This is a genomic window from uncultured Lacinutrix sp., assembly GCF_947500325.1.
In the GTDB taxonomy this organism is placed as follows: Bacteria; Bacteroidota; Bacteroidia; order Flavobacteriales; family Flavobacteriaceae; genus Lacinutrix.
This window is the reverse complement of sequence record NZ_CANMRQ010000001.1, coordinates 53,245-77,419: the sequence shown is the minus strand read 5'-3', so window position 1 is coordinate 77,419 and position 24,175 is coordinate 53,245. Positions and strand designations below refer to the sequence as shown.

22 protein-coding genes are annotated in these 24,175 nt (G+C 31.0%); 11 read left to right on the top strand and 11 right to left on the bottom strand.

Going from position 1 to position 24,175, the window contains the following annotated elements; all coding sequences use genetic code 11:
- Position 1 precedes the first annotated feature (1 nt).
- The 5 genes from Q0997_RS00455 to Q0997_RS00435 are packed head-to-tail and all read right to left on the bottom strand — an operon-like array spanning position 2 to position 5,123.
- Positions 2-1,273 carry an MFS transporter gene (locus Q0997_RS00455; protein ID WP_299883345.1) on the bottom strand — a complete coding sequence of 424 codons (1,272 nt, stop codon included), beginning with the start codon at positions 1,271-1,273 and terminating at the stop codon, positions 2-4.
- Complete coding sequence (locus Q0997_RS00450; protein ID WP_299883342.1) at positions 1,270-2,376, bottom strand: OmpA family protein; 1,107 nt, start codon at positions 2,374-2,376, stop codon at positions 1,270-1,272. The genes Q0997_RS00455 and Q0997_RS00450 overlap by 4 nt, the downstream gene beginning before the upstream one ends.
- Positions 2,377-2,403: 27 nt before the next feature.
- A complete protein-coding gene (recJ, locus tag Q0997_RS00445; RefSeq protein ID WP_299883339.1) occupies positions 2,404-4,095 on the bottom strand; it encodes a single-stranded-DNA-specific exonuclease RecJ in 1,692 nt (563 codons plus the stop codon).
- A gap of 3 nt (positions 4,096-4,098) precedes the next feature.
- A complete protein-coding gene (locus tag Q0997_RS00440) occupies positions 4,099-4,695 on the bottom strand; it encodes a GNAT family protein (protein WP_299883336.1) in 597 nt (198 codons plus the stop codon).
- A 5-nt stretch (positions 4,696-4,700) separates the two neighbouring features.
- Entirely contained in the window at positions 4,701-5,123 is a 423-nt protein-coding gene (locus Q0997_RS00435; protein WP_299883333.1) for an OsmC family protein, read from the bottom strand.
- A gap of 58 nt (positions 5,124-5,181) precedes the next feature.
- Between Q0997_RS00435 and Q0997_RS00430 the strand changes: the two genes are divergently transcribed.
- Positions 5,182-5,772 (top strand): carboxymuconolactone decarboxylase family protein, encoded by a 591-nt coding sequence (locus Q0997_RS00430; protein WP_299883331.1) that lies wholly within the window; start codon positions 5,182-5,184, stop codon positions 5,770-5,772.
- Between the two features lie 59 nt (positions 5,773-5,831).
- Here Q0997_RS00430 and Q0997_RS00425 read toward each other — a convergent pair whose 3' ends face one another.
- From Q0997_RS00425 to Q0997_RS00405, 5 genes are read right to left on the bottom strand one after another with little or no spacing between them, the layout of a single operon-like run.
- Positions 5,832-6,401, bottom strand: a complete 570-nt coding sequence (locus Q0997_RS00425) for a uracil-DNA glycosylase family protein (RefSeq protein ID WP_299883328.1) — start codon at positions 6,399-6,401, stop codon at positions 5,832-5,834.
- 1 nt (position 6,402) lies between these two features.
- Positions 6,403-8,142: a M28 family peptidase gene (locus Q0997_RS00420; protein ID WP_299883324.1), complete on the bottom strand. Its 1,740-nt coding sequence runs from the start codon at positions 8,140-8,142 to the stop codon at positions 6,403-6,405.
- 43 nt (positions 8,143-8,185) lie between these two features.
- Complete coding sequence (rsmI, locus tag Q0997_RS00415; protein WP_299883321.1) at positions 8,186-8,857, bottom strand: 16S rRNA (cytidine(1402)-2'-O)-methyltransferase; 672 nt, start codon at positions 8,855-8,857, stop codon at positions 8,186-8,188.
- Positions 8,857-9,210, bottom strand: coding sequence for a DoxX family protein (locus tag Q0997_RS00410; protein WP_299883318.1), 354 nt, complete (start codon positions 9,208-9,210; stop codon positions 8,857-8,859). The genes rsmI and Q0997_RS00410 overlap by 1 nt, the downstream gene beginning before the upstream one ends.
- Positions 9,210-9,947, bottom strand: coding sequence for a hypothetical protein (locus Q0997_RS00405; protein ID WP_299883315.1), 738 nt, complete (start codon positions 9,945-9,947; stop codon positions 9,210-9,212). Before Q0997_RS00405 ends, Q0997_RS00410 begins: the two co-directional genes overlap by 1 nt.
- Positions 9,948-10,065: 118 nt before the next feature.
- Here Q0997_RS00405 and Q0997_RS00400 point away from each other — a divergent pair, with 118 nt between their 5' ends.
- From Q0997_RS00400 to Q0997_RS00360, 9 genes are all read left to right on the top strand, one after another.
- A complete protein-coding gene (locus Q0997_RS00400) occupies positions 10,066-10,707 on the top strand; it encodes a thymidine kinase (protein ID WP_299883312.1) in 642 nt (213 codons plus the stop codon).
- On the top strand, positions 10,700-11,806 hold the full coding sequence (alr, locus tag Q0997_RS00395) for an alanine racemase (protein WP_299883309.1): 1,107 nt from the start codon (positions 10,700-10,702) through the stop codon (positions 11,804-11,806). Before Q0997_RS00400 ends, alr begins: the two co-directional genes overlap by 8 nt.
- A 93-nt stretch (positions 11,807-11,899) precedes the next feature.
- Complete coding sequence (mscL, locus tag Q0997_RS00390) at positions 11,900-12,304, top strand: large conductance mechanosensitive channel protein MscL (protein WP_299883306.1); 405 nt, start codon at positions 11,900-11,902, stop codon at positions 12,302-12,304.
- 148 nt (positions 12,305-12,452) lie between these two features.
- Positions 12,453-13,442, top strand: coding sequence for an aspartate-semialdehyde dehydrogenase (locus tag Q0997_RS00385; protein ID WP_299883303.1), 990 nt, complete (start codon positions 12,453-12,455; stop codon positions 13,440-13,442).
- An 87-nt stretch (positions 13,443-13,529) separates the two neighbouring features.
- On the top strand, positions 13,530-14,627 hold the full coding sequence (locus tag Q0997_RS00380) for a hypothetical protein (protein ID WP_299883300.1): 1,098 nt from the start codon (positions 13,530-13,532) through the stop codon (positions 14,625-14,627).
- A 22-nt stretch (positions 14,628-14,649) separates the two neighbouring features.
- On the top strand, positions 14,650-17,085 hold the full coding sequence (locus Q0997_RS00375) for an FG-GAP-like repeat-containing protein (RefSeq protein ID WP_299883297.1): 2,436 nt from the start codon (positions 14,650-14,652) through the stop codon (positions 17,083-17,085).
- Between the two features lie 81 nt (positions 17,086-17,166).
- Positions 17,167-19,332, top strand: a complete 2,166-nt coding sequence (locus tag Q0997_RS00370; RefSeq protein WP_299883294.1) for a prolyl oligopeptidase family serine peptidase — start codon at positions 17,167-17,169, stop codon at positions 19,330-19,332.
- 163 nt (positions 19,333-19,495) lie between these two features.
- The gene (locus Q0997_RS00365; RefSeq protein ID WP_299883291.1) at positions 19,496-20,398 is read left to right on the top strand and encodes an ABC transporter ATP-binding protein; all 903 of its coding nucleotides are present in this window, start codon (positions 19,496-19,498) and stop codon (positions 20,396-20,398) included.
- Positions 20,399-20,508: 110 nt separating this feature from the next.
- Positions 20,509-20,805, top strand: coding sequence for a S26 family signal peptidase (locus Q0997_RS00360; RefSeq protein WP_299883288.1), 297 nt, complete (start codon positions 20,509-20,511; stop codon positions 20,803-20,805).
- Between the two features lie 36 nt (positions 20,806-20,841).
- Here Q0997_RS00360 and Q0997_RS00355 read toward each other — a convergent pair whose 3' ends face one another.
- Positions 20,842-22,563: a WYL domain-containing protein gene (locus tag Q0997_RS00355; protein WP_299883285.1), complete on the bottom strand. Its 1,722-nt coding sequence runs from the start codon at positions 22,561-22,563 to the stop codon at positions 20,842-20,844.
- Positions 22,564-22,743: 180 nt separating this feature from the next.
- Between Q0997_RS00355 and Q0997_RS00350 the strand changes: the two genes are divergently transcribed.
- Positions 22,744-23,805: a hypothetical protein gene (locus Q0997_RS00350; RefSeq protein WP_299883282.1), complete on the top strand. Its 1,062-nt coding sequence runs from the start codon at positions 22,744-22,746 to the stop codon at positions 23,803-23,805.
- Positions 23,806-24,175 lie beyond the last annotated feature (370 nt).

The following is a 24,175-nucleotide window of genomic DNA, read 5'->3' as shown; positions in this document are numbered from 1 at the left end:
TTTATTGATCTTGATCATCCTCGATATCTTTTGTCAAATCAAGATCACGTAAAGGTTGATTTTTTGCACCAATTATTGCCACAATAATAAGTGTTATAGAACCACCAAGAATAACCGCTAAAGGTGCACCAAATAGTCTTGCAGCTATACCACTCTCAAGAGCTCCAAGTTCATTAGAAGACCCAACAAACATAGAATTTACGGCGCCAACACGACCTCTCATTTCATCAGGTGTTTTAAGTTGTAGTATGGTTTGACGAACCACCATTGAAATTCCATCAAAAACACCAGAAAAGAATAACGCTATAACACTAAGCCATAACAATTTTGACGCACCGAAAATTATCATAAAAACACCAAACCCAAAAACTGAAACAAGTAATTTCTTCCCAGTACTTTTTGTAATAGGTATATATGTTGTAGCTAACATTGTTATTATACTTCCAGAAGATAATGCTGCATTTAATATACCAAATCCTTTAGGTCCTGCATCCAAAATATCTGTTGCAAATACAGCGAAAATTGCAACTGCACCTCCAAATAAAACGGCAATCATATCTAAGGTTAAAGCACCTAAAATTACCTTATCATTAAACACAAAATTAAGTCCAGCTTTTAAACTTTCTTTCACAGATTCATTATTTCCTTTATTTAAAATAGGTTTTTTGGCTATTTGAAACACCAGTAATAATGCTAACATTACTAATAAAAAGATAATACCAAGTGTATAATTAACACCAATCCATGCAATTAAAAAACCGCCACACAGGGCACCAAAAACATTAGCGCCTTTCCATGTACTACTACTCCATGTAGCTGCATTAGGATATATCTTTTTAGGTACCAAAAGTGCGATGAGTGAAAAAATAGTAGGTCCAAAAAAAGCTCTCAAAACACCACCAAAAAAAACTAAGCTATAAATACCATATAAAACCGTATTTGTTGGCCATGAGGTTTCTACATAATTTGATGTTAGCCAAAACAGCCCAAAACTTATTAAAGAAAATAGAGCAATACAAAGTGCGAACAAATTCCTTTTTTCTTTTTTATCAACAATATATCCCGCAAAAGGAGCTATTAGAAAAGCAGGTAAAAATTCACAAAGACCAATAATACCTAATGCTAGAGGGCTTTTAGTAAGTGCATATACTTGCCATTCTATTACAATAAATTGCATAGACCAACCAAAAACCAATAAAAAACGCATGAGTAAAAAAATATTAAACTCTTTAAAACGCAATGCTGCGTATGGATCGTTTTTGGTTTTACTCATTTAGAAATTAACTTAAATTCTACACGTCTATTTTGTGCTCTATTTTCTTCAGAATTATTTTTTAATATTGGTTTTGTGCTTCCAAAACCAAACCATTGTATACGACTACTATTTAGTCCTTTCAAAATTAAGTAATCTGAAACAGCTTTTGCGCGTTTGGTAGATAATTCTTGATTTCGTCTTTGTAAACCAATATTATCTGTATGCCCATAAATTTCTACAAATAGATTTGAGTTTTTAGATAAATGAAGGTATAGTTTATCTAAATCTTCAACGGAGTCTTTTAATAATGTTGATTTATTAAAATCGAATAATACATTTTTAAATACATGGATTTTTTCAGTTTCTAATAAAATGTCTTCTTCTACCTTCTTTTCTTTATCTATTTCAATTGTTTTTTCTTTTAAAATATTTGAATAATCTATAATACTGATATCATCTATATAGTAATATGCAAATTGTCTTTCTGCACTTGGCCAGACATTTGTTATTACTATTTTTCTGTTCACATCAAAATTGCCAATAGACAAATAGTTTTCATAACCTTTTGCTTTATAAATGGTCGATATTTTAATCCATTCTTGAGTATTAGAATAGAACGTATTATCCATAACGGAAATAAAATTATATTTAATTTTGTCTCGATTTAAATATTTTAAGTGAATAAAATTTGAACTAGCATGATCTAATTTCGTTTCGGTAAATAATATTCCAAATGTATTTACGGCATGTGAAGAACAATCTGAAAGACTAACATAAAAAGTGATTATATATTCTGTTCCTTTTACTAGTTTATTAATAAATTTTGTTTGAATATACTCTCTATAACTATTAGGAGCATAAGCATATATCCCGGCATAACCTTTCCCTGTTCTTGGGGTTTGATTGCCTACATAATTAAAGTAACCTAAATCGTTATTACAGTTATTAAAGTAATCTGTTGAGCCATAATTTGAACATGACCAACACATAACATTATCATGGAAAGCTCCTAATTCTGTAGGGCATTTTTTATAGTCTTCAAAGCTTGGGTTTTTTACTAAATTTTGTGAGTTTGTAACCGTAATAAGAAAAATAAAAAATAGCGTAATCTTATATTTCATATTAAAAGAAACGCATAAGAATATAAATTATTCTTTTATATCTCTTAACTTTAGTTGTAGGCTTACATTACCTTGCCAATGGTTTTCATCAATTGAATAGGCTGCCATAAAAGAATCTTCTCTTTTAATAATATTTAATTTATTCCCTAAACCAAATCCAATGCAAACTATTTTATTGCTATTAGGTTGCTTTACAGTAATACGTAGGTGTTTATCATCTTCTCCAACACATTTACCATAACCGGTATCTTTAAGATTATCACTCATAAAAACTGGAGCCATATTTCCTGGGCCAAAAGGAGCAAACTGACTTAAAATTCTATAGAATTTTGGAGTAATAGTATTAAGTTCTATTTGAGTATCTATAGTAATTTCTGGAGTTAATAATTTTTTATCAATTGTAGCCTCAACAACAGCTTCAAATTTATGCTTGAAAGCTTCGTAGTTTTCTACTTTTAATGTTAAGCCTGCAGCGTATTTATGGCCTCCAAATTGTTCTATGTGTTCTGAGCAAGCTTCTAAAGCATTATAAACATCAAAGCCTTTAACAGATCTTGCAGATGCAGCTAATTTATCTCCGCTTTTAGTGAATACTAAAGTTGGTCTATAATAGGTTTCAATAAGTCTACTTGCTACAATGCCTATAACACCTTTATGCCAATTCTCTTGATAAACTACAGATGTGTATTGTTCTTCTTCTTTATTGTCTTGAATTTGTTGTAACGCTTCAATGGTTATTTGCTTATCTGCATCTTTTCTATCGGTATTAAAATCTTCTATTTCTTTTGCATAAACTTCTGCTGTTTGAATATTGGTTTCTGTTAATAAATCAACAGCATATTGTCCATGTTTCATTCGTCCAGCTGCATTTATTCTAGGAGCAATAATAAAAACAACATCAGTAATAGTAAGCGTTTCTTTTTTAATTTGATTGATAATAGCTTTAAATCCAGCTCTTGGTTTTTCATTAATAACCTGTAAACCATAATAGGCCAGAATTCTGTTTTCTCCAGTAATAGGAACAATATCTGCGCCAATAGCAGTTGCTACTAAGTCAAGATATTTAATAACATCTTCTATAGTTTCCCCTTTTTTAGAAGCTAATGCTTGAATTAATTTAAAACCAACACCACAACCGCATAATTCATTATATGGGTAATTGCAATCATTTTGTTTAGGATCTAAAACAGCAATGGCATTTGGTATATTGTCTCCAGGTCTGTGGTGATCACAGATTATAAAATCGATATTTTTTTCTTTAGCATAAGCAACTTTATCTATGGCTTTTATACCACAATCTAATGCAATAATTAAAGAAAACTCATTGTCATGAGCAAAATCTATACCCATATATGAAATACCATAGCCTTCATTATAACGGTCAGGAATATAGGTGGCAACGTTAGAATAGCTACTTAATAAATAAGAAGACATTAGTGAAACTGCCGTTGTGCCATCAACATCGTAGTCGCCATAGACTAGGATGTTTTCATTGTTTTGTATTGCTGTTTCTATTCGTGCAACAGCTTTATCCATATCCTTCATTAAAAAAGGATCATGTAAATCGTTTAAACTAGGTCTAAAAAAATCTTTTGCTTGTTCAAAAGTTTCAATACCTCTTTGAACTAAAAGCGATGCGATAGATTCGTCAACCTGTAAAGCTTGTTGTAAGAACTTAACGGTATCAAGGTTTGGTTTTGGTTTTAGAGTCCAACGCATTTACTATATTAATTTTCGTTTAAGTGCTTCTTTTTTTGATGCTATCCATTCTTCTTTTAAGATACTTAATAAAATAGCATCGGTTCTTCCTGTTCCTGTAGGACTTGGTAGTGCTTTTCTGTACTTGCCTTCTTGAACACACCCAACACTTTTCATGGCCGCAATACTTCTTTTGTTTTCAATATAGGCACCAAGACCTATTCGTTCCATTTTCATAACATTAAACGCAAATTCAAACAACAAATATTTACAATTTTTGTTTAAACCAGTACCTTGAAATCGTTTTCCATACCAAGTGTAACCAAGTCTTGTGTTGTTTAATATTAAATTTATATCACAGAATCGTGTACAACCAGCAACAGCATTTATTCTCTTATCAATAACAAGAAAAGGATATTCTCTTTTATTTTTTCTTGCTTGTAATGTAGACAGTATATAATTCGTTAAATTTTGTAATCCATCTCCTTTTATAAAGGAATAATCCCAAATATTTGGTTCATTAGCAATGTTTAATAATTTAGGAATATGACTTTCATGTAGCGGTTTTAGTAAAACCATATCGTTCTCCAAAACATAATCTTTATTAAAGTCAAAATTCATAAATATTAATTATTATGAAAATGTGTAGTCGTTTTTATATCTGCAAATTGACGAAACATTTCCATAACACCACAATATTTTTCTATAGATAAATTTACTGCTTTATTAATTTTTTTCTCATCTAAATCGTTACCATAAAAATGATAATCTACAGTTACAGTATGATACGTTTTTGGGTGTTCCTCAGTAAGTTGTCCTTCAATATCAATTTTAAAATCATTAAAAGAGACTTTCATTTTTTCAGCAATAGAGACAACATCTAAACCAGAGCAAGCAGCTAAAGAAGATAACATTGCAGCTTTTGGTCTTAAAGGTTTGTAAGGGTCGTTGTTTTCTTCCGACTGACCTAAATTAAACGTATAACCACTAGGATTATCACTTTCGAAAACCATTTTTTCTTTCCAAACTGTTGTAACTTTATGCGACATAATTAAAGATTTTTTTGTTAATTGATGCATCCAAAAATACTACATAAAAAACAAACATATGCCTTTAGTGACACCTTTACATGCAGAGCATGATTTAGAAACAAAAAAACTTGCAGATTTTTTTAATGAAACCTTAGGGTTTTGCCCAAATTCGGTATTAACAATGCAACGTCGTCCTGCTATTTCGCAGGCATTTATAAATTTAAACATGGCTGTAATGGCTAACGAAGGACGAGTAACTTCTGCTCTTAAGCGAATGATTGCTTGGGTAAGTAGTAATAGTACGGGTTGTCGTTATTGCCAAGCACATGCTATTCGTGCTGCTGAACGTTATGGCGCAGAACAAGAGCAATTAGATAACATTTGGGAATATAGAACGCATTCTGCTTTTAGTGAAGCAGAACGTGCTGCCTTAGATTTTTCTTTAGCTGCCTCTATGGTGCCTAATGCAGTTGATGAAGATATTAAAACACGTTTACATGAACATTGGGATGAAGGAGAAATAGTAGAAATGTTAGGTGTTATTTCTCTTTTTGGTTACTTAAATAGATGGAATGATTCTATGGGTACAACGTTAGAAGGTGATGCTATTGATAGTGGAAACCAATATCTTGGAAAACATGGTTTTGAAGTAGGTAAACACGTTTAATAAGTTTACATTATTTTAATTTTAGAATATAGAACCTTACCAGAAATGGTGAGGTTTTTTTATAAAATAGTTTTAATTGTTTTTTGTAATTCAGGAACAATTAGTTCTTCAAACCATGGGTTTCTACTTCTCCAAAATCTATTGGTTGGAGATGGATGAGGAATAGGGAAGTATTTTGGTAAATAGGATTTATAATCACCAACAGTTTCAGTAAGTGTTTTTTTAGCGGTCTCTTTTAAATAATATTTTTGAGCATAAGCACCAATTAATAGAATCAATTCTACTTTTGGCATTTTTTCTAATAATAAATTATGCCATTCTGGAGCGCATTCTGGTCTTGGAGGTAAATCTCCAGTCTTACCTTTACCTGGATAGCAAAAGCCCATTGGAATTATAGCAAAATTTTTAGTGTTGTAAAAATCCTCATCACTAACATTAAGCCATTGACGTAATTTTTTTCCACTTTGGTCGTCCCAAGGAATTCCAGAATTATGAACTTTAGTTCCAGGAGCTTGACCAATAATTATAATTTTAGAATCTGTATGAGCGGTAACAACTGGTCGTGGTCCTAGAGGCAAATGCTTAGAGCAAATTGTACATTGACTAATATTATGAAGTAAGGTTTGCATCTTAATTTTTTAAACTATTAATTATGGTTATTGCTCTTGCTTTAATATTATTTTGAGAATTAATAATGTCTTGTTGTATTGTTGAGGTATTATCAACCATGTCTTTTGTAGTTTCTATGGCTTTTATATACCAATCTTTCCATGCTTTAATTATTGAGACTTGGGTTTTTAACTTGTCTCCTTTTTCTAATGCTATTTTGCTTTGTACTAATTCTTCGTTTAATCTTTCTATTGCCGAATTTTCAATCTGTTTAATAGTGTCTTTAGCTAAGTTTTCATCTGAGTTTAAAAGCGTATATGCAGATACCAGAGAAGCTGTTCCAACATTTTTTAGAGTCGTTTTCGAAACTTTATCTATACGGTCATTATCTGTGTGATAAAATTGATCTGTGAAATGCCAGAAAAGTACACTTGGAATATTTGCACTTAAAAAAGGAACGTGATCACTTCCTCCTTCAAAAGGGTTTGTATTCACAATCCAATTAGCTCTTTCGCCCTGTTCTTTAAATTTATGGATTAAAAAATCATTTAAATAGTGAGGTTTCATTTGTTCTAAACTCATTTTACTTCCTCCCCATTCTGTATGTTTGTCATTTCCTCTGGTCCATATTGCACTTGGGTCTGGCATTTTTTCGATTAAAAAAGAACCTCCAGTGATATCTGTGTTTTCGCCAACCATATCTAGGCTAATACCCCATTTAATATCTTTTGCTCGTGCTTTATTTTCTTGCACATAACGCCTAGTAGAGATAATTTCATCTCCCCAAAGAAATGTCAACGTTCTATTTGGTGACCATTTATTTTCTTTAATTAATCGAGCACTTATTGAAGCCATTTCTAAAGCGACGCCAACTCCTGTCGCATTATCATTTGCACCAGGTTCTTGTACATGAGCACTAAAAACTAGACGCTCATTAGGTGATTTGCTACCTTTTATATCTGCGACAATAGTTAGTTCCTCAGATTGATATATTTTTGTTTCTATTTTCACATTTAAAGTCACTTTACCTTTATTTAAAGCTTTTTTTAAATGTTCTTTTGATGCATAAGACATAGCTATTGCCCAACCCTTAACATCTTCATTTAAAGGAATTGATCTAAACTGTATAGATGTTGTGTTTTTTTCTGGTTGCAAATAATTTGGGTTACTATAAGATAAAATACCAACAGCACCTCCTTTTATTACTCCTGTTTGAAAAGCTCCAGCTGGATGAGATTCAACAAAGATTATTTTCCCTTTTACATCCGTGTTTTTTAAATTTATTATATTTTTAATATGAACAACTTCTGCTGTAACACCTTCTTTAGTAGTGCTATAAGAATTTAAGGCAACCATATTACTATTAGTTGTTTGTTGTAACAAAGTTTTGTTTTCACCTTCTATTGTTACTAAAGCAGAAACAGGTTCCCAAGTTGGTTTTTTAAGTGGGCGTTTTTCTATTCTATAAGTTAGAATATCGTTAGGCGTTGCATTGTCTTCGTTAACATAGCCTGCTTTTTCAAGATGCTCTGCTATAAAATTAATGCTTTTATTGAAGCCAGTGTTACCAACAACTCTCCAGTATTTTTCAACAAAGGCAGTAGTTTCATAAGCTAAATTACCTGTAAATTCATTATTAAGTATGTCAAAATAATTTATGTTTTTTGAAGATAGAGATTTAACTTCTTGAGTTGTTTTAGTTGATTTGCAGTTAACTAGAAGGATTGAAATGAGTAAAAAATAGATTTGTTTTTTGAACATTTTTGATTGATTTTTTTAAAAGTAATTAAATATACTTTATGTTTTACTTTTTTCCACCAACCACAATTACGATCTCTCCTTTTGGAGGTTTATTAGTGTAATGTTCTAGTACTTCTTTTGCTGTGCCTCGAATAGTTTCTTCATATAATTTGGTGAGTTCTCTTGATACTGAAACAGGTCTATCTTCCCCAAAATATTCACAGAAATGCCCTAAGGTTTTAATAAGTTTATGAGGGCTTTCATAAAAAATCATAGTGCGAGTTTCTTCTGCTAAAAGTAGTAATCGGGTTTGTCTCCCTTTTTTTACTGGTAAAAAGCCTTCAAAAATAAATTTATCGTTAGGTAAACCAGAATTTACTAGCGCAGGAACAAAAGCTGTTGCTCCAGGTAAACAATTAACCTCAATGTTATTTTCAACACAAGTACGAGTTAATAAAAATCCAGGGTCTGAAATAGCAGGTGTTCCTGCATCACTAATAAGAGCAATAGTTTCGCCTCCTTTTAAACGTTCTACTAATCGTGTGACCGTTTTATGTTCATTATGCATATGGTGACTTTGCATAGGCGTATTAATTTCAAAATGTTTTAGCAATTTCCCCGAAGTTCTAGTGTCTTCGGCTAAAATATAGTCTACTTCTTTTAAAACAGTTATGGCTCTAAGTGTTATATCTTCGAGATTTCCAATTGGCGTTGGAACAATATAGAGTTTGCTCATTATTTTCTAACAGTTTTACCTAAAAAATAAGACACCAAAATAACAGGGATAGCAATATGAGATAGTCCAAAACCATGACCAGCATTTTCATGAGCTGCAGTGGCTAAAATGGCATCGAAAAAGAAGCCAGCATATGCCCATTCAGTCAACCAATTGCTTTTACGCCATAAAATCATAGCGATACCTAAAACTTTTAATATTGCCAGCGGATATATAATGTAAGTGGGATAGTTAAGCATTTCAAAAAAGCCTTTTACCATATCATATTTGGTAAAATACATGGTTGCAGAAAATAAGAACATGCCACAAACACCTAGTGTTGTAATCCAGTAGATTATTTTTTTTATATCCATTAATTAAATTTAGATTCTATTATTTCCATAAGACGTTCAGAATATTCTTCTTTTTGTAACCAAAAATTATAATCTGGTTTAACCTTAGTTTTAATAAAATGATCTGCAGCATCAAAACTTTCAATAGTATTAAGTTGAGAAATTACACGATCATAATCTTCGCTTTTACCATCAAAAAGATGCTTAATAAAAGCTAACTTATCGTTAAGTCCAATATTAATTCCTCCAGATTTTAATTTATCATTAAGGGATTTTTTTTCATTTTCAGCCTTAATATCATTAGCTTTTTCAAAAACAGGAGTTTCACTATAGTTTGCAGTAATCTCCTCAAAGTCATTTTTATAAGGCTTAGAATCTGCGTTTACTTGTTCAAAAATAGCATCAACTTCTTGTGTTTCTTGAGGCATTTGGGCAACCATGTCTTTTATTTTTTCCATTACGGGTTCCATGATGTCTTCTTCTTCTCGCTCATCTAGATTTACATAAGTTTTATTGTCAACTTCTATATTATCACTAACAGTATTATTAAATGCTGTATCTAGCATACCAAAAAAAGATGAGTCATTTCCTATAGTAGGTAAATCATCTTCAAAATTCTCTTGAGCAAATTTTAAAACAGTAAGTTTCTCATAAAGCGCAGCAACTTCAGCATGCATTTTATTAACATCTTCTTTTCCTTTTAGTTTAAGAATCTTATGGGCAATGCTCATCAATTCTGATTCTAACTTCTTCTTCATAGATTAAAATTTTATAATTATTTGAATTTAATGCAATTTAGGCTTTTGATTTTTAATAAATTTGAACCACCTTTATAGCAACGAGAAATACTTCTTGTTGGTGTGTTAAAATTACGAAATGTTTCTTGAAAATACAGTAAATCAAAAAGAACAATTTGGTTGGATTGAAGTGATTTGCGGTTCAATGTTCTCTGGTAAAACCGAAGAATTGATTCGCAGACTCAAACGTGCTCAGTTTGCAAAGCAAAAAGTAGAGATTTTTAAACCAGCAATAGATGTGCGTTATGACGATGAAATGGTTGTTTCCCATGATGCTAATGAAATTAGATCAACCCCAGTTCCAGCAGCTGCTAACATTCCTATTTTAGCAGATGGCTGTGATGTTGTTGGTATTGATGAAGCCCAATTTTTTGATGATGAAATTGTTCGTGTCTGTAATGACTTGGCTAATAAAGGTATTAGAGTTATTGTTGCTGGATTAGATATGGATTTTAAAGGAAACCCTTTTGGTCCAATGCCTAATTTAATGGCAACTGCAGAGTATGTTACTAAAGTACATGCTGTATGTACTCGCACAGGAAACCTGGCTCAATTTAGTTATAGAAAAAATAAAAGTGAAGATTTAGTATTGTTAGGAGAAACCGAAGAATACGAACCGTTAAGCCGCGCTGCATATTACAAAGCTACTATGCGTGAAAAAATAAAAACAATGAAAGTGAATGATGCGGAAGAAATAAAACCTAAAAATAAAAATGCCTAAAGCAGAGGAAACGATTCTTGAGATAGATTTAAAGGCATTAAAGCATAATTTTGAATTCGTTAAATCTAAACTTAAAAGTGACACCAAATTTCTGGCAGTAGTAAAAGCATTTGCTTACGGTAGTGATGCTGTAGAAATTGCAAAATATCTTGAAAGCTTAGGTGTAGATTATTTCGCTGTTGCTTATACAGATGAAGGTGTTGCACTTAGAGAAGCAGGAATTCAAACACCTATTCTAGTTTTGCATCCGCAACCTAAAAATTTTAAAACTCTAATTAAACGCCGCTTAGAACCCAGCATCTACTCTTTGCGTGTAATGGAAAATTTTATAGCTATTGCTAAAGAAAATAAACAAAAAGACTATCCTATTCACTTAAAATTTAATACTGGTTTAAATAGACTTGGTTTAAATGAAACTGAAATTAATAGTGTTTCTACTCAACTAATACTCGCCGAATCTATAAAAGTAGAATCTCTTTTTTCTCATTTAGCAGCAAGTGAGGATGAGAATGAAAGAGCGTTTACTCTCAATCAAATTAAGCAATTTAAAACCATTGCAAAAAAGATGTCTAATATTTTAGGATACGAGCCAGTACTACATCAAAGTAATACTTCAGGTATTTTCAATTACCCAGACGCACATTTTAATATGGTTCGTAGTGGTATTGCATTATATGGTTTTGGTAACGATGCTAAATTTAATAGAAGCCTTAAGCCCATAGCGACTTTAAAAACTATAATTTCTCAAATTCATACATTAAAAAAAGGAGATAGTTTAGGCTATAATCGTGCTTTTATAGCTACGAATTTAACTAAAACAGCAACTTTACCAATTGGTCATGCAGATGGAATTAGTAGACAATATGGTAATAAAAAAGGGTTTGTTTTTATAAATGGAAAAAAAGCTCATATTATTGGTAATGTTTGTATGGATATGATTATGGTAGATATTACAAATATTTCGTGTCAAGAAGGAGACGAGGTTATCGTTTTTGGGCCACATCATACAGCTGAAAATTTAGCCAGTTCTATTCACTCTATTTCTTATGAGTTACTCACTAATACATCTCAACGAATAAAAAGAGTGTTTTATCGATAGTTTTTGTGTTTCATTACTGTTTTATTTCTGTTTATGTTAAAATTTTAACTAAATTGAAAACAATTAATATCAACTAACTTAAAAATTAAAATTATGCTTAAAGAATTTAAGGATTTTATTATGACAGGAAATGTGATTGATTTCGCGGTTGCTGTAATTATGGCGGGAGCTATTGGAGCTGTAATAAACGGTTTCGTTTCTAAAATAGCTATGCCACTTATTGGTCTAGTCACTGGTGGAGTAAGTTTTTCTGACAAATTTTGGACTCCAGGAGATGTAGAATATAAAACTCTAGAAGCTGCTAAAGAAGCTGGAGTTGCTGCAGTAGAATATGGAGCATGGATTGACACTATAATTAGTTTAATTGTTGTAGGATTAGTAATGTTTATGATTGTTAAAGCATATAACAAAACTAAAAAACCGGCACCAGATGCTCCGCCAGCTGGACCAACAGACAATGAATTACTAATGGAAATTAGAGATGCTTTAAAAAAGTAATCTAATTTTTAAGAAATATTTTAAAAACCGGTTTTGTAATTGCAAAACCGGTTTTTTTTACACTAATTTTTTATGAAAAAATAATATGTTTTTATATACTACCTATAAAGAAATATAATAGCTTTGTAGTACTTAAATTATAATATAAATGAAATTAGCTGTAGTCGGTGTCACAGGAATGGTTGGCGAAGTAATGCGTAAAGTATTAGAAGAACGTAATTTTAAAATTTCTGAGTTTATTCCAGTAGCTTCAGAAAGATCTGTTGGAAAAAAAGTAACCTTTAAAAATCAAGAACATACAATAGTAAGTCTTGAAAGCGCTGTAAATATGAAACCCGATGTAGCTTTGTTTTCAGCGGGAGGAAATACGTCTTTAGAATGGGCGCCTAAATTTGCTGAAGCTGGAACTACGGTAATTGATAATTCTTCAGCTTGGAGAATGGATCATTCAAAAAAATTGGTTGTTCCAGAAATAAATGCAAAAGAACTTTCTAAAGATGATAAAATTATAGCAAACCCAAATTGCTCTACCATTCAAATGGTAATGGCTTTAGCTCCTTTACATAATAAATATAAAATAAAACGTATAGTTGTTTCTACATATCAATCTATTTCTGGAACAGGAGTAAAAGCTGTTAAACAGCTTGAAAACGAATTAGCAGGAATAAAAGGAGAAATGGCTTATCCATACCCTATCAATAAAAATGCCATTCCACATTGTGATGTTTTTGAAGAGAACGGTTACACAAAAGAAGAGATGAAGTTAGTTCGAGAGACTCAAAAAATTCTTGATGATAAAACTATTGCTGTTACTGCAACAGCTGTTAGAATTCCAACTGCCGGAGGACATAGTGAAGCCGTAAATGTTGAATTCGAAAATGATTTTGATCTTAGTGAGGTGAGACAAATGCTTAGTGAAACAGACGGTGTTACAGTACAAGATAATGTAGATGTAAATACCTATCCAATGCCTTTATATGCTAATGGTAAAGATGATGTGTTTGTAGGGCGTATTCGTCGTGATGGTTCTCAAACCAATACATTAAATATGTGGATAGTAAGTGATAATCTTAGAAAAGGAGCAGCAACCAATACGGTACAAATAGCCGAATATTTAGTCGATAATAATTTAGTTTAGTCGTTTTATAGCTAAAAGCGTTAATTTCAGCGCTTTAATTGCCAGAATTTAAAGAATTCTATATATTAGTAGAATTGAATTGAATTTATGGTAAAAAACTACGCTCTATTTTTAATAATTTCCCTCTTTTTTTTTAGTATATCTTCCTGTACTAAAGAAGAAAATTATGAAACGATTCCTAATCAAGAGGAACAGGAATCTCCTGTGATTTTTAATATTGAAAATGTACCTTATCAAACGTTATCAGAATATAATTTCTTTAAAGAGGAACTTAAAGATTTAGAACCTGTTTTTGGAGTATTACCGTATGAATTAAACTCAAGTTTATTTAGTGATTATGCTAAGAAAAAACGATTTGTATGGATGCCTGAAAATGTTAAGGCCACATATGTTAGTGATCATTTGCCTTTTAATTTTCCAATAGGAACGGTACTCATTAAAAATTTCTATTTTGAAAATATTCAACCCAATAACACTAAAAGAATAATAGAGACACGCTTAATGATTAAAAAAGCAGATCAATGGATATTCGCAGAGTACCTTTGGAATGAAGCACAATCTGAAGCAACTTTAACTAGTGAAGGAAGTGTTGTTAATATAGAGTGGATTCAAGACAACGAGATTAAAAATGTAAATTATAGAGTACCTGCAGCAGCAGAATGCTTTACATGTCATAATAAATTTGGAACGCCAGTTCCAATTGGTCCCAAACCACAAAATATATTTAAAGACTTACAATATAGTGACGGTCTAAAAAATCAAATGCAAAAATGGGTTGAGATGGATTATCTAGAACCTAATTACCCTTCAAATATTATTGCAACAGTAAATTGGAAAGATACTAGTCTGTCTCTAGATCTCAGAGCTAGGTCATATATAGATATTAATTGTGCACATTGTCATAGTGAAGAAAGTTATTGTGAATATAGACCTATGCGTTTTGCATTTAATGAGAATGATGATTTAATAAATATGGGTGTTTGTGTAGAACCAGATACTAATGTAAATAGTAGTTTGACACATATTATAAAACCCAATAGCCCAAATGAATCTGTTGCTTTTTTTAGAATGAGTTCAACATTAGAAGAATATAGAATGCCTCTTATAGGGAGGACATTAAAACATACACAAGGTATTAGATTAGTTGAAGAATGGATCGAGTCTTTAACTCAGCCTTGCCAATAACTAAAAAAAAACCAATAAAGCTATGAAAAAAATTACATTATTAACATTGTGTTTTGTTTTTGCATTAACTGTAAAAGCACAAACATATTTAAGTGAAAACTTTGATACTACTATTCCTAGTAGTTGGATCATTACTGATGCCGGCGAGGCAACTGGAGATTCTTGGACGTCTGGTATGAAAAATGGAAATGCTTTAAACGGTACAAATGCAGCTATTGTAGATAGTGATGGTGTTGGAGATGGAACAATTTTATTTGAGACATTAACAAGTCCAATTGTTGATACTTCTGGAGCTACTGCATTATATTTAGAATTCCATCAGTTTTTTAATAATTTTGGAGCAGATGTCGCTATTGTTGAAGTTTACGATGGAACTAACTGGGTAGAGATTTTAAATCAAACTGCTGATGCTGGAGCTTTTAATAATCCAGATATACAACAAATAGATATTACTGCATATAAGAATGCAAATATGCAAGTACGTTTTATTTATAATGATAATGATGTTTGGGCATGGTATTGGCTTATTGATAATGTTAGTATTTATAATACTTCATGTGCAGGACCAACAAACACTATCGTGACGAATATTACACAAAATACAGCTACTATAGATTGGACCGCTGGTGGTAGTGAAACGTCTTGGGAAATTATAGTGCAATTAACTGGTCAGCCTCAACCTTTAGATACTGATACTGGAACAGTAGTAACTACAACGACATATAACGTTACGGGATTAATAGCAGGAACTAGCTATGATGTATATGTAAGAAGCTATTGTGGTGTTGATGATGGCTATAGTACATGGGGAGCTGCAAGACAATTTGAAACAGCTTCTATTCCTGCTCCAATTTCTTTTACACAATCTCCAATTACTACTACTGGAACTATAAGAGCAGTAGTAGATATGAATGGAGATCATTTAGATGATATTGTGGCTGTTAATTCTACAAATATCCATATTCAAGAACAACAAGTTGGAGGTGGATTTGCTGTTAAAAATATTACGACTACTAATGCAGATTTCACACCATCATGGAGTTTAGCTGCAGCAGATTGGGATGGTAATGGATATACCGATTTACTTTACGGTGCTGGTTCTGGGGTGACTTTTATGAAAGCCGATAATGCAACAGGAACATCTTTTACAGAAATTTCGGGATCTCAAAATGTGTTTTCTCAACGTTCTAACTTTATAGATATTAATAATGATGGTAATCTAGATGCTTTTGTTTGCCATGATGTTGCTCCAAATGTGTATTATATAAATGATGGTAGTGGGAATTTAACATTCCACCAAACAACTAATGCTGGTGCTCCTTATAATTTAGGAGATTATGTTTCTGGAGGAAACTATGGGTCTATTTGGATAGATTATGATAACGATAGAGATCAAGATATGTTTATAGCAAAATGTGGCGGTGAAGTTGCGCGAAGAACAAACCAAATGCATACCAATAATGGACTTGATGCTAACGGAATCACTACTAGTTTTACAGAAAATGGAGTAGCTTTAAACCTTGCAGACCCAATGCAAACTTGGTCTTCTGCTTGGGGAGATTTTGATAATGATGGTGATATGGATGTTTTTGTAGGTGCAAGTTCTGGTACTCATAAATTAATGCGTAATGATTTAGTTTTAGATACAAATGGAGATCTAGTATCGGTTACATTTACCGAAGTTACAGGAACTTCAGGTGTTTCTTCTTTAACTGCGACAGGTATTGAAAATGTGACTTTCGATTTTGATAATGATGGAAACCTAGACATTGCTTCTAATGGTAATATATTATTTGGAAATGGAGATTTAACATTTACATCTTATGAAAACGTTGTTGCAGCAAGAGGCTCATTTGGTGACTTAAATAATGATGGATTTATAGATAATTTTTCTGAAACAGGAACGCTATATACAAACAATACCAACTCAAATAACTGGATTAAGATTAATACTGTAGGTACGGCAAGTAATTTAGATGGCATTGGGGCAAGAATTATATTAGAAACAGCTTCTGGAACTCAAATTAGAGATGTAAGAAGTGGTGATGGATTTAGATTTATGAACACTCTAAATGCTCATTTTGGTATTGGGGCAGATACAGCAATAACATCTATAACAATACACTGGCCATCTGGAATGACAGATTTTATAGAGAATCCTAATATTAATGAACCTCTTGAAGTTGTCGAAGGATCAAGTCCTTTAAGTGTTGCAGCGTTTTCTGTTGAAGATTTAATTCTATACCCTAACCCAGCAACTACAGTATTAAATTTAAATGGAACAGACTACTTGTTTGATAACACTAAATATTCAATATTTGATATGGTCGGAAGAATGGTTGCCAATGGGAATTTTAATTCTAATAGTATTGATATTTCTAAATTACAGTCTGGAAATTATATCCTTCAAATTTCAGCAAATAGAAGTGTGAAAACACAGAAATTTATAAAAAAGTAAATTTTAAAATAAACTTAAAAAAGCTCTTGTGTATTATCACAAGAGCTTTTTTGTTTATTTTTATGTCTTAAACTTAAGAATATGAAAAAAATAGCATTTTGCTTTTTAACACTTTCAATAATTATGTCTTGCAAAGAAGAGCAAACTTCTCGAAAGGAAGTTACAGTAAACTACCCTAAAACAAATACAGTAGATACTATTACTAATTACTTTGGAACAGAAGTAAAAGACCCTTATCGATGGTTAGAAGATGATAGAAGTGAAGCAACTCAAGCTTGGGTGAAAGATCAAAATAAAGCAACATATGGCTATTTAGATAACATACCTTTTCGTGAAGAGTTGAAATCTAGATTAGAAAAATTATGGAATTATGAAAAAATAGGATCTCCTTTTAAAGAAGGTGATTATACTTACTTTTATAAAAATAATGGTCTTCAAAATCAATATGTAATCTATAGGTATAAAACAGGAGAAGATTCTAAGACAGCAACAGTTTTTTTAGACCCTAATACGTTTAAAGAGGATGGAACAATTTCACTTGGAGGCGCAAGCTTTTCTAAAGATGGAAAAACGTTAGCATACGCAATTTCTGAAGGAGGAAGTGATTGGCGTAAAATTTTAGTAATGAATACAGAAACTAAAGAAATTATAGAAGACACTATTGTAGATGTTAAATTTAGTGGTATGTCTTGGTATAAAAACGAAGGGTTTTATTATTCAAGTTACGATAAACCTAAAGGAAGTGAATTATCAGCAAAGACGGATCAACATAAAGTATATTACCATAAATTAGGAACATCTCAAAAAGAAGATAAAATTATTTTTGGAGCTAAGCCTGAAGAAAAACATAGATATGCTGGAGCAAGAGTAACAGAAGATGATAATTATTTAATGATTTCTGCTAGTGTTTCTACCTCTGGGAATAAATTATTTATTAAAGACTTAACAAACCCAGATAGTCCTTTAGTTACAATATTGGATCATACAAATAGCGATACTAATATTATAGAAAATGCAGGGAGTAAACTTTATTTGGTGACTAATTTAGATGCGCCAAATAAAAAAATTGTGACTGTTGATGCATCAAGTCCAACGCCTGAGAATTGGAAAGATCTAATTCCAGAAACCGAAAATGTTTTAAGCGCATCTACGGCAGGAGGTAATTTTTTTGCAGAATATATGGTAGACGCTGTATCAAAAACATTACAATATGATTATGATGGTAAATTAATACGTGAGGTTAAATTACCAGGTGTTGGAAGTGTAGGACGTTTTGGAGCTAAAAAAGAAGATAAGGAATTGTATTATTCGTTTACTAATTATGTAACACCAGGAAATATATATAAATATAATATTGCAGAAGGAACTTCAGAACTTTTTCGTAAACCAGATATTGATTTTAATCCGGAAGATTATGAAAGTAAACAAGTCTTTTATAGTTCTAAAGATGGCACAAAAGTACCTATGATTATTACATATAAAAAAGGGACAGAGCTTAATGGAAAAAATCCAACAATTCTTTATGGTTACGGAGGGTTTAATATTAGTTTAACACCTGGTTTTAGTATCACTAATGCTGTATGGATGGAACAAGGTGGTATTTTTGCAGTTCCAAACCTTCGTGGTGGTGGTGAATATGGTAAAAAATGGCATGATGCAGGAACGCAATTAAAAAAGCAGAATGTATTTGACGATTTTATAGCAGCTGCAGAATACTTAATAGAAAAGAAGTACACATCTAGTGATTATTTAGCAATTCGAGGAGGATCTAATGGTGGTTTACTGGTAGGAGCAACTATGACACAGCGTCCAGATTTAATGAAGGTTGCTTTACCAGCAGTTGGTGTGTTAGATATGTTACGTTATCATACGTTTACTGCAGGGGCTGGCTGGGCTTACGATTATGGTACCGCAGAAGATAGTAAGGAAATGTTCGATTACCTAAAAGGGTATTCACCTCTTCACAATGTAAAAAAAGGTGTAGAATATCCTGCAACTATGGTAACTACTGGAGATCATGATGATCGTGTAGTGCCAGCGCATAGCTTTAAATTTGCAGCAGAGTTACAAAGCAAACAAGCAGGAAATAATCCAACACTTATTCGTATAGAAACAGATGCAGGACATGGTGCAGGAACACCAGTAAGTAAAACCATTGAACAAGCTGCAGATATTTACGGCTTTACACTATATAATATGGGGTTTGATGTTTTACCAAGTAAAATGAAAGACGAGTTTAAAGACTAATTTTATTTTTAACTATTAAATTTTAAAGATTACCAAAAATCATGATAATTTTAATTTGTCAGGTTAAGCCTGTCGAAACCTATTTTAGTTAGTAGTGAAGACTAAATGTTTCGACAAGCTCAATATGACATTGCACTAGATTTTTGGCAACCTGTTTTTGTTCATGCTTCAAGTAAAAAACATTCACTTTAGTTATAAAAAGAAAACTGTCTTAAAAGATATTTCCTTTAAAGCTGAAGCTGGAGAATATATAGCTATTATTGGAGAAAGTGGCTCTGGAAAAAGCACACTATTAAAAGTGCTTCGCGGTGAATACGATTTAAATAAAGGTCAGGTCTTATGGAAAGACGAAGACATACTAGGACCTAAATTCAATCTTGTTGTTGGTTATGACTTTATGAAATATGTTGCTCAAGAATTTGAATTAGAGCCTTATATATCGGTTGAAGAAAATATAGGTCAATTTCTATCTAATTTTTATCCAGAAGAAAAAAAACAGCGTGTTGCAGAATTATTAGATGTAGTAGAATTACAGTCTTTTACTAAAACAAAAGTAAAACTCCTTTCTGGGGGACAAAAACAACGTGTAGCATTAGCAAGAGCATTAGCTAAGCAGCCAGAAATTTTATTACTTGATGAGCCATTTAGTCATATAGATAATTTTAAGAAACAGTCCTTAAGGCGTAATATTTTTAGCTACTTAAAAAAGAAAAAAATTACCTGCATTGTAGCAACACACGATAAAGAAGATGTGTTAGGTTATGCAGATAAGATGCTTGTTTTAGATAATAACATGATAGTTGCAAATAATACGCCTCAAGAATTATATAGCAATCCAGAGACTCCTTTAATAGCTTCTTTTTTTGGAGAATTTAATATTATAAATAATGAGATTGTGTATTCTTATCAACTAAAAATAGTAGCGCATTCTAATTTAAAAGTAAAGGTAGTACAATGTTATTTTAAAGGTAATTACTACTTAATTGAAGCGAGTTTAAATGATGAGGTTATTTTTTTCGAGCACCATTCTGCAATTAAAAAAGGAGAAGAAGTCTTTATAAAGTAAATACAATAATTTATATATCTTTGCATTAGTTCATTGAAAAATGCTTTTGAAACAATTTTGAAGGATATATAAGTCAATAGTGGCTTATATAACATTTAAAATTAAATATTATGAATTGGAAAATTCAAAAACTACAAAATGGCGAGACCATTATTTCAAAAGAACCAGGAAATTCTATGCTACCACGACTTAAGTCAAAGCAACCTGTTAAGCTTAAACCTATTCAATGGGAAGATTGTGAAACAGGAGATATTGTTTACTGTAAAGTGAGAGGCAATTGTTTTACACACCTTGTAAAAGGGAAAAATAACAAACGGGGATTATTAATTGGTAATAATCACGGTAGAATTAATGGATGGACAAAAAATGTTTATGGAAAAGTAATAGAGATATTACCAATGTCATAGACATTAATTATATATAAGAAACACTCTAAATAGAGATTATAACACTTCTTTTTCAGCATATTCTAAGCCATTTGGTAACGCAATAGAAGAAAATTCTAAATGTAGTACACGGCGCCTTTTTTGAGTAGTAGTTTTAGAAGAAGCGTGAAGAAGTAACGGTTTTAATAATTGAACACCACCTGAAGCAACTTCACATATAAAAGGTATTGAATTTGAGCTTATTAATTGTATCTCATCGTCTTTTAAACGCTTGTTATGCGAACCAGGAATAACCTTTAAGGCTCCATTTTTTATGGAGGTATCATCTAAATGAATGCGCATAGAAAAAGTATTCTGAGAAATTTTTTGCGGAGGACAAACACTAATAACACCTTTTTTATTTGTCCAAGACGAGAAATTATTAGTTTCTATTTTTTTACTAACATTAATAGGGACATCTTGGTGCCAATTAACATACCAATTTTCATTTGGAGATTTGTCAAAATAAATAGCTTTAGTTAAAAACACATTTTTATCAATAGACTTAATAAGTTTTCTAAAGTTTTTATTAAAAAGAATACCCTTAAGTTCAGGCATTTTTAATAAGACTTCTCGCATACCATAAGCTTGTTCATTGTTCTGTTTTATATAACTATCAAATCGTGCTTTAAGTTTTCTAATATCACGCTTTGAATATATGTGATTTAAAATACCGAACCCTTTATATTCTAATCGTTTTGCTATAGTTCGTAAATTTTTATCACTAATCTCTGTTTCATAAGTGTCAATAGCATCATATAAACGTTCTTTAATATTCCGTTTTAAACGCTCTGGAGCTATAATTTTAATAGATTCCCCAAGCCCTAAAATTTCCTTTTCTAATTCAAAATTAAGTTGCACTTGCATAGAGAAAGTAACACCATAATTATCACGATCTATAATTTTTTGAGATTTATGAAAAGGTTTTGTAATAACATAAGGAGCGTGTTTATGGTTAACATAAAACACAACATCTTCTGCAGCCATATTTGGACTTACAGATACGCCTATAACATCTTTATAGTATGTTTTAGAATCAAAAGAGCTGTCAATTGTATAAGTTTTAGAGCTTTTATTAATTGAAATAATGCGGTCTAAAGCTAAGTTCATTATGCCTTCATTTTTCTTTCTTTTACCAATAACAAACCATCGATTTCTATATTCTTTTAATAAATAAGGATAATATGTAAATGTATTTTCTTGTCTTGCTTTAAAAGACTGGTATGTAATTTCAATAGCTTGTTTTTTAAGAATAAATTGATATAATTCATCTAGAAACTCTAGACCTTTCAAGTTTTCATTTTTTTCAAAATCAATTAACGATTTTTCTTGTGTTTTTTGGGTGTATACATGGTCTTCTAGTTTTTGAACCATGCTTCCTAGTTCTTTAAAATGGGAAAATCCTTGGAATTGTTTTAAAAAAGAAACAGCTTCAGATAATTTTGTTAAATCTTGATTAGAAATAGGGCTATTTGTAATACTATAATTGTCATCATCGTACTTATAATATTTTCTATTATAAACCACAATAGGAGCATTATAACCTAGTTTATCGCTACGCATCATTTGAAGGTCTAATTGCACTGTACGTTTACTTACATCTATATCTTTGCCTTCGTATTCGTAAAGCGCATCAGATACAGCTTCTATTAAGTCATTAAGTGTCCATTGTCTAAAATTATTTTGAAGACATTTATCTATAGTTTTATAACGAATTAATGCGTTTTTATTTACTGCCATGTTAATTCTCTTTATTACAAAATTTAAAAATAATACTTACAACGTAAATAATTTGCGTAGTAAATATTAAAAAATAAAAGTGAAACTTAAATAAAAGAGACTAAAATACCCGATACTGGGGATAATATGAATATAGTAAAACATTTATTTTTGATTTAACTCATTAAAAAACAATATAATATGAAATCATTATTTACTCTTTTCTTTATTTCATGTAGCCTTCTTAGTAATTATGCTCAACAAGATAAAACAGAAAAAAAAATACTTTCAGGTAAAATAATTGCTACTAAAGATGGTCTAAGTCTCAATAATTCTATTGAATTAACAAAAGGAATGTCTATGGATTTTAAATTCGATGGAAAATCTTTAGATGTTAGTATTGGTACTAAGTTATATGAAGATATTGAGCTAAGTGCTGGTTTTGCTATAAAACCTTTAGGTGAAACATGTTTTTATATGAATCTTTCTGATGGAATTGATTTAGGAGCATTTCAACTTAAAACAACAAGAGGCACAGCTTCTGAAGCTGTTTTAAATACAAACTTTAACACAAGTATCGATTTGGGAACAGAGTTTTGTGTTAATTGGTTAGACAATAAAGCAATGAAACTAAAGCCTTTAGTAGGAAATCCTCAAAATTTAATATCTGTTCCAAAAACGCTAAAAACATTGTTTTCCTTTTTACATAATATAAAGTTTAATTCCGAATTTCAATTAGAAGCTAGTTATACTGGAGAAGCCGAAGCGTTAATACCTTCAAACACATCAAGAATTCCTCTTAATACTTACTGTTTAGACTGGGAAAAAGAAATTCCTTTAGAGAATACAGTTTATGAAATATCTAAAGAGTCTGTTAATATAGACTTAAGTTTTATAGAAGAGGCTTTTGTCTTAAATAAAGATGTAATTCAAAATGAAATATGGTTACAAAAATTTAAAGCAAACCCAAGTGAAATCTATGTAAGCAAAGTTGGTCTTTTTAAAGAAAAAAAATTTAGTTTAAAATATGGCCTAATTACTTTTCTTTCGGATGTAGATATCTATGTTTTCGAGAATGAGGAATCTTTTATAAAATTTAAATCTGAAATGTTTGGAGATGTAATAGATGTTTCTGAGTTTATTACTCACATTCGATTAAAAAATGGAGAGGTAATACTTTCTTTTCTTGATAAGATAACTTTAGATAAGTTAAAAGCATTAGATCTTTTGGGTTTCAAATACATTAATAAGATCTTGGAATAGAAAATAAATACATTTATACTTATTGTGAATATTTCAAATAAAATTCACATATTTGTACAGCATAAAAAAATAAACACACCTATATGAATCTATTTAAATCACATAATAAGGACGCAAAATTGCGCTATTGTAGATATATTTAGTAGGTATATATAAATAAAAAATAGTGAAAGCGTCCAAATAATTTAATTTGGACGCTTTTTTTTTATAAAAAAAATAAAAACCTGTAAATGCCTAAAAATTGTGTATTGATTAATTACATAGCACACTGTCAAGGAATTACATATCTGAAGAAATTCGGGCAGGAATTCTATTGCCTAAAATCAATTTAACTAATTGATTTTCAGCAAATTAATTTTATTTTTTATTT

Bases quoted from the DNA above. Each gene is read 5' to 3' on its own strand.
- Q0997_RS00425 (WP_299883328.1), bottom strand. From the start codon at position 6,401: ATGCAAACCTTACTTCATAATATTAGTCAATGTACAATTTGCTCTAAG.
- Q0997_RS00450 (WP_299883342.1), bottom strand. From the start codon at position 2,376: ATGAAATATAAGATTACGCTATTTTTTATTTTTCTTATTACGGTTACA.
- Q0997_RS00420 (WP_299883324.1), bottom strand. From the start codon at position 8,142: ATGTTCAAAAAACAAATCTATTTTTTACTCATTTCAATCCTTCTAGTT.
- Q0997_RS00385 (WP_299883303.1), top strand. From the start codon at position 12,453: ATGAAATTAGCTGTAGTCGGTGTCACAGGAATGGTTGGCGAAGTAATG.
- Q0997_RS00360 (WP_299883288.1), top strand. From the start codon at position 20,509: ATGAATTGGAAAATTCAAAAACTACAAAATGGCGAGACCATTATTTCA.
- Q0997_RS00380 (WP_299883300.1), top strand. From the start codon at position 13,530: ATGGTAAAAAACTACGCTCTATTTTTAATAATTTCCCTCTTTTTTTTT.
- rsmI (WP_299883321.1), bottom strand. From the start codon at position 8,857: ATGAGCAAACTCTATATTGTTCCAACGCCAATTGGAAATCTCGAAGAT.
- Q0997_RS00410 (WP_299883318.1), bottom strand. From the start codon at position 9,210: ATGGATATAAAAAAAATAATCTACTGGATTACAACACTAGGTGTTTGT.
- Q0997_RS00355 (WP_299883285.1), bottom strand. From the start codon at position 22,563: ATGGCAGTAAATAAAAACGCATTAATTCGTTATAAAACTATAGATAAA.
- Q0997_RS00455 (WP_299883345.1), bottom strand. From the start codon at position 1,273: ATGAGTAAAACCAAAAACGATCCATACGCAGCATTGCGTTTTAAAGAG.
- alr (WP_299883309.1), top strand. From the start codon at position 10,700: ATGCCTAAAGCAGAGGAAACGATTCTTGAGATAGATTTAAAGGCATTA.
- Q0997_RS00350 (WP_299883282.1), top strand. From the start codon at position 22,744: ATGAAATCATTATTTACTCTTTTCTTTATTTCATGTAGCCTTCTTAGT.
- mscL (WP_299883306.1), top strand. From the start codon at position 11,900: ATGCTTAAAGAATTTAAGGATTTTATTATGACAGGAAATGTGATTGAT.
- Q0997_RS00435 (WP_299883333.1), bottom strand. From the start codon at position 5,123: ATGTCGCATAAAGTTACAACAGTTTGGAAAGAAAAAATGGTTTTCGAA.
- Q0997_RS00400 (WP_299883312.1), top strand. From the start codon at position 10,066: ATGTTTCTTGAAAATACAGTAAATCAAAAAGAACAATTTGGTTGGATT.
- Q0997_RS00430 (WP_299883331.1), top strand. From the start codon at position 5,182: ATGCCTTTAGTGACACCTTTACATGCAGAGCATGATTTAGAAACAAAA.
- Q0997_RS00440 (WP_299883336.1), bottom strand. From the start codon at position 4,695: ATGAATTTTGACTTTAATAAAGATTATGTTTTGGAGAACGATATGGTT.
- Q0997_RS00370 (WP_299883294.1), top strand. From the start codon at position 17,167: ATGAAAAAAATAGCATTTTGCTTTTTAACACTTTCAATAATTATGTCT.
- recJ (WP_299883339.1), bottom strand. From the start codon at position 4,095: ATGCGTTGGACTCTAAAACCAAAACCAAACCTTGATACCGTTAAGTTC.
- Q0997_RS00375 (WP_299883297.1), top strand. From the start codon at position 14,650: ATGAAAAAAATTACATTATTAACATTGTGTTTTGTTTTTGCATTAACT.
- Q0997_RS00405 (WP_299883315.1), bottom strand. From the start codon at position 9,947: ATGAAGAAGAAGTTAGAATCAGAATTGATGAGCATTGCCCATAAGATT.
- Q0997_RS00365 (WP_299883291.1), top strand. From the start codon at position 19,496: ATGCTTCAAGTAAAAAACATTCACTTTAGTTATAAAAAGAAAACTGTC.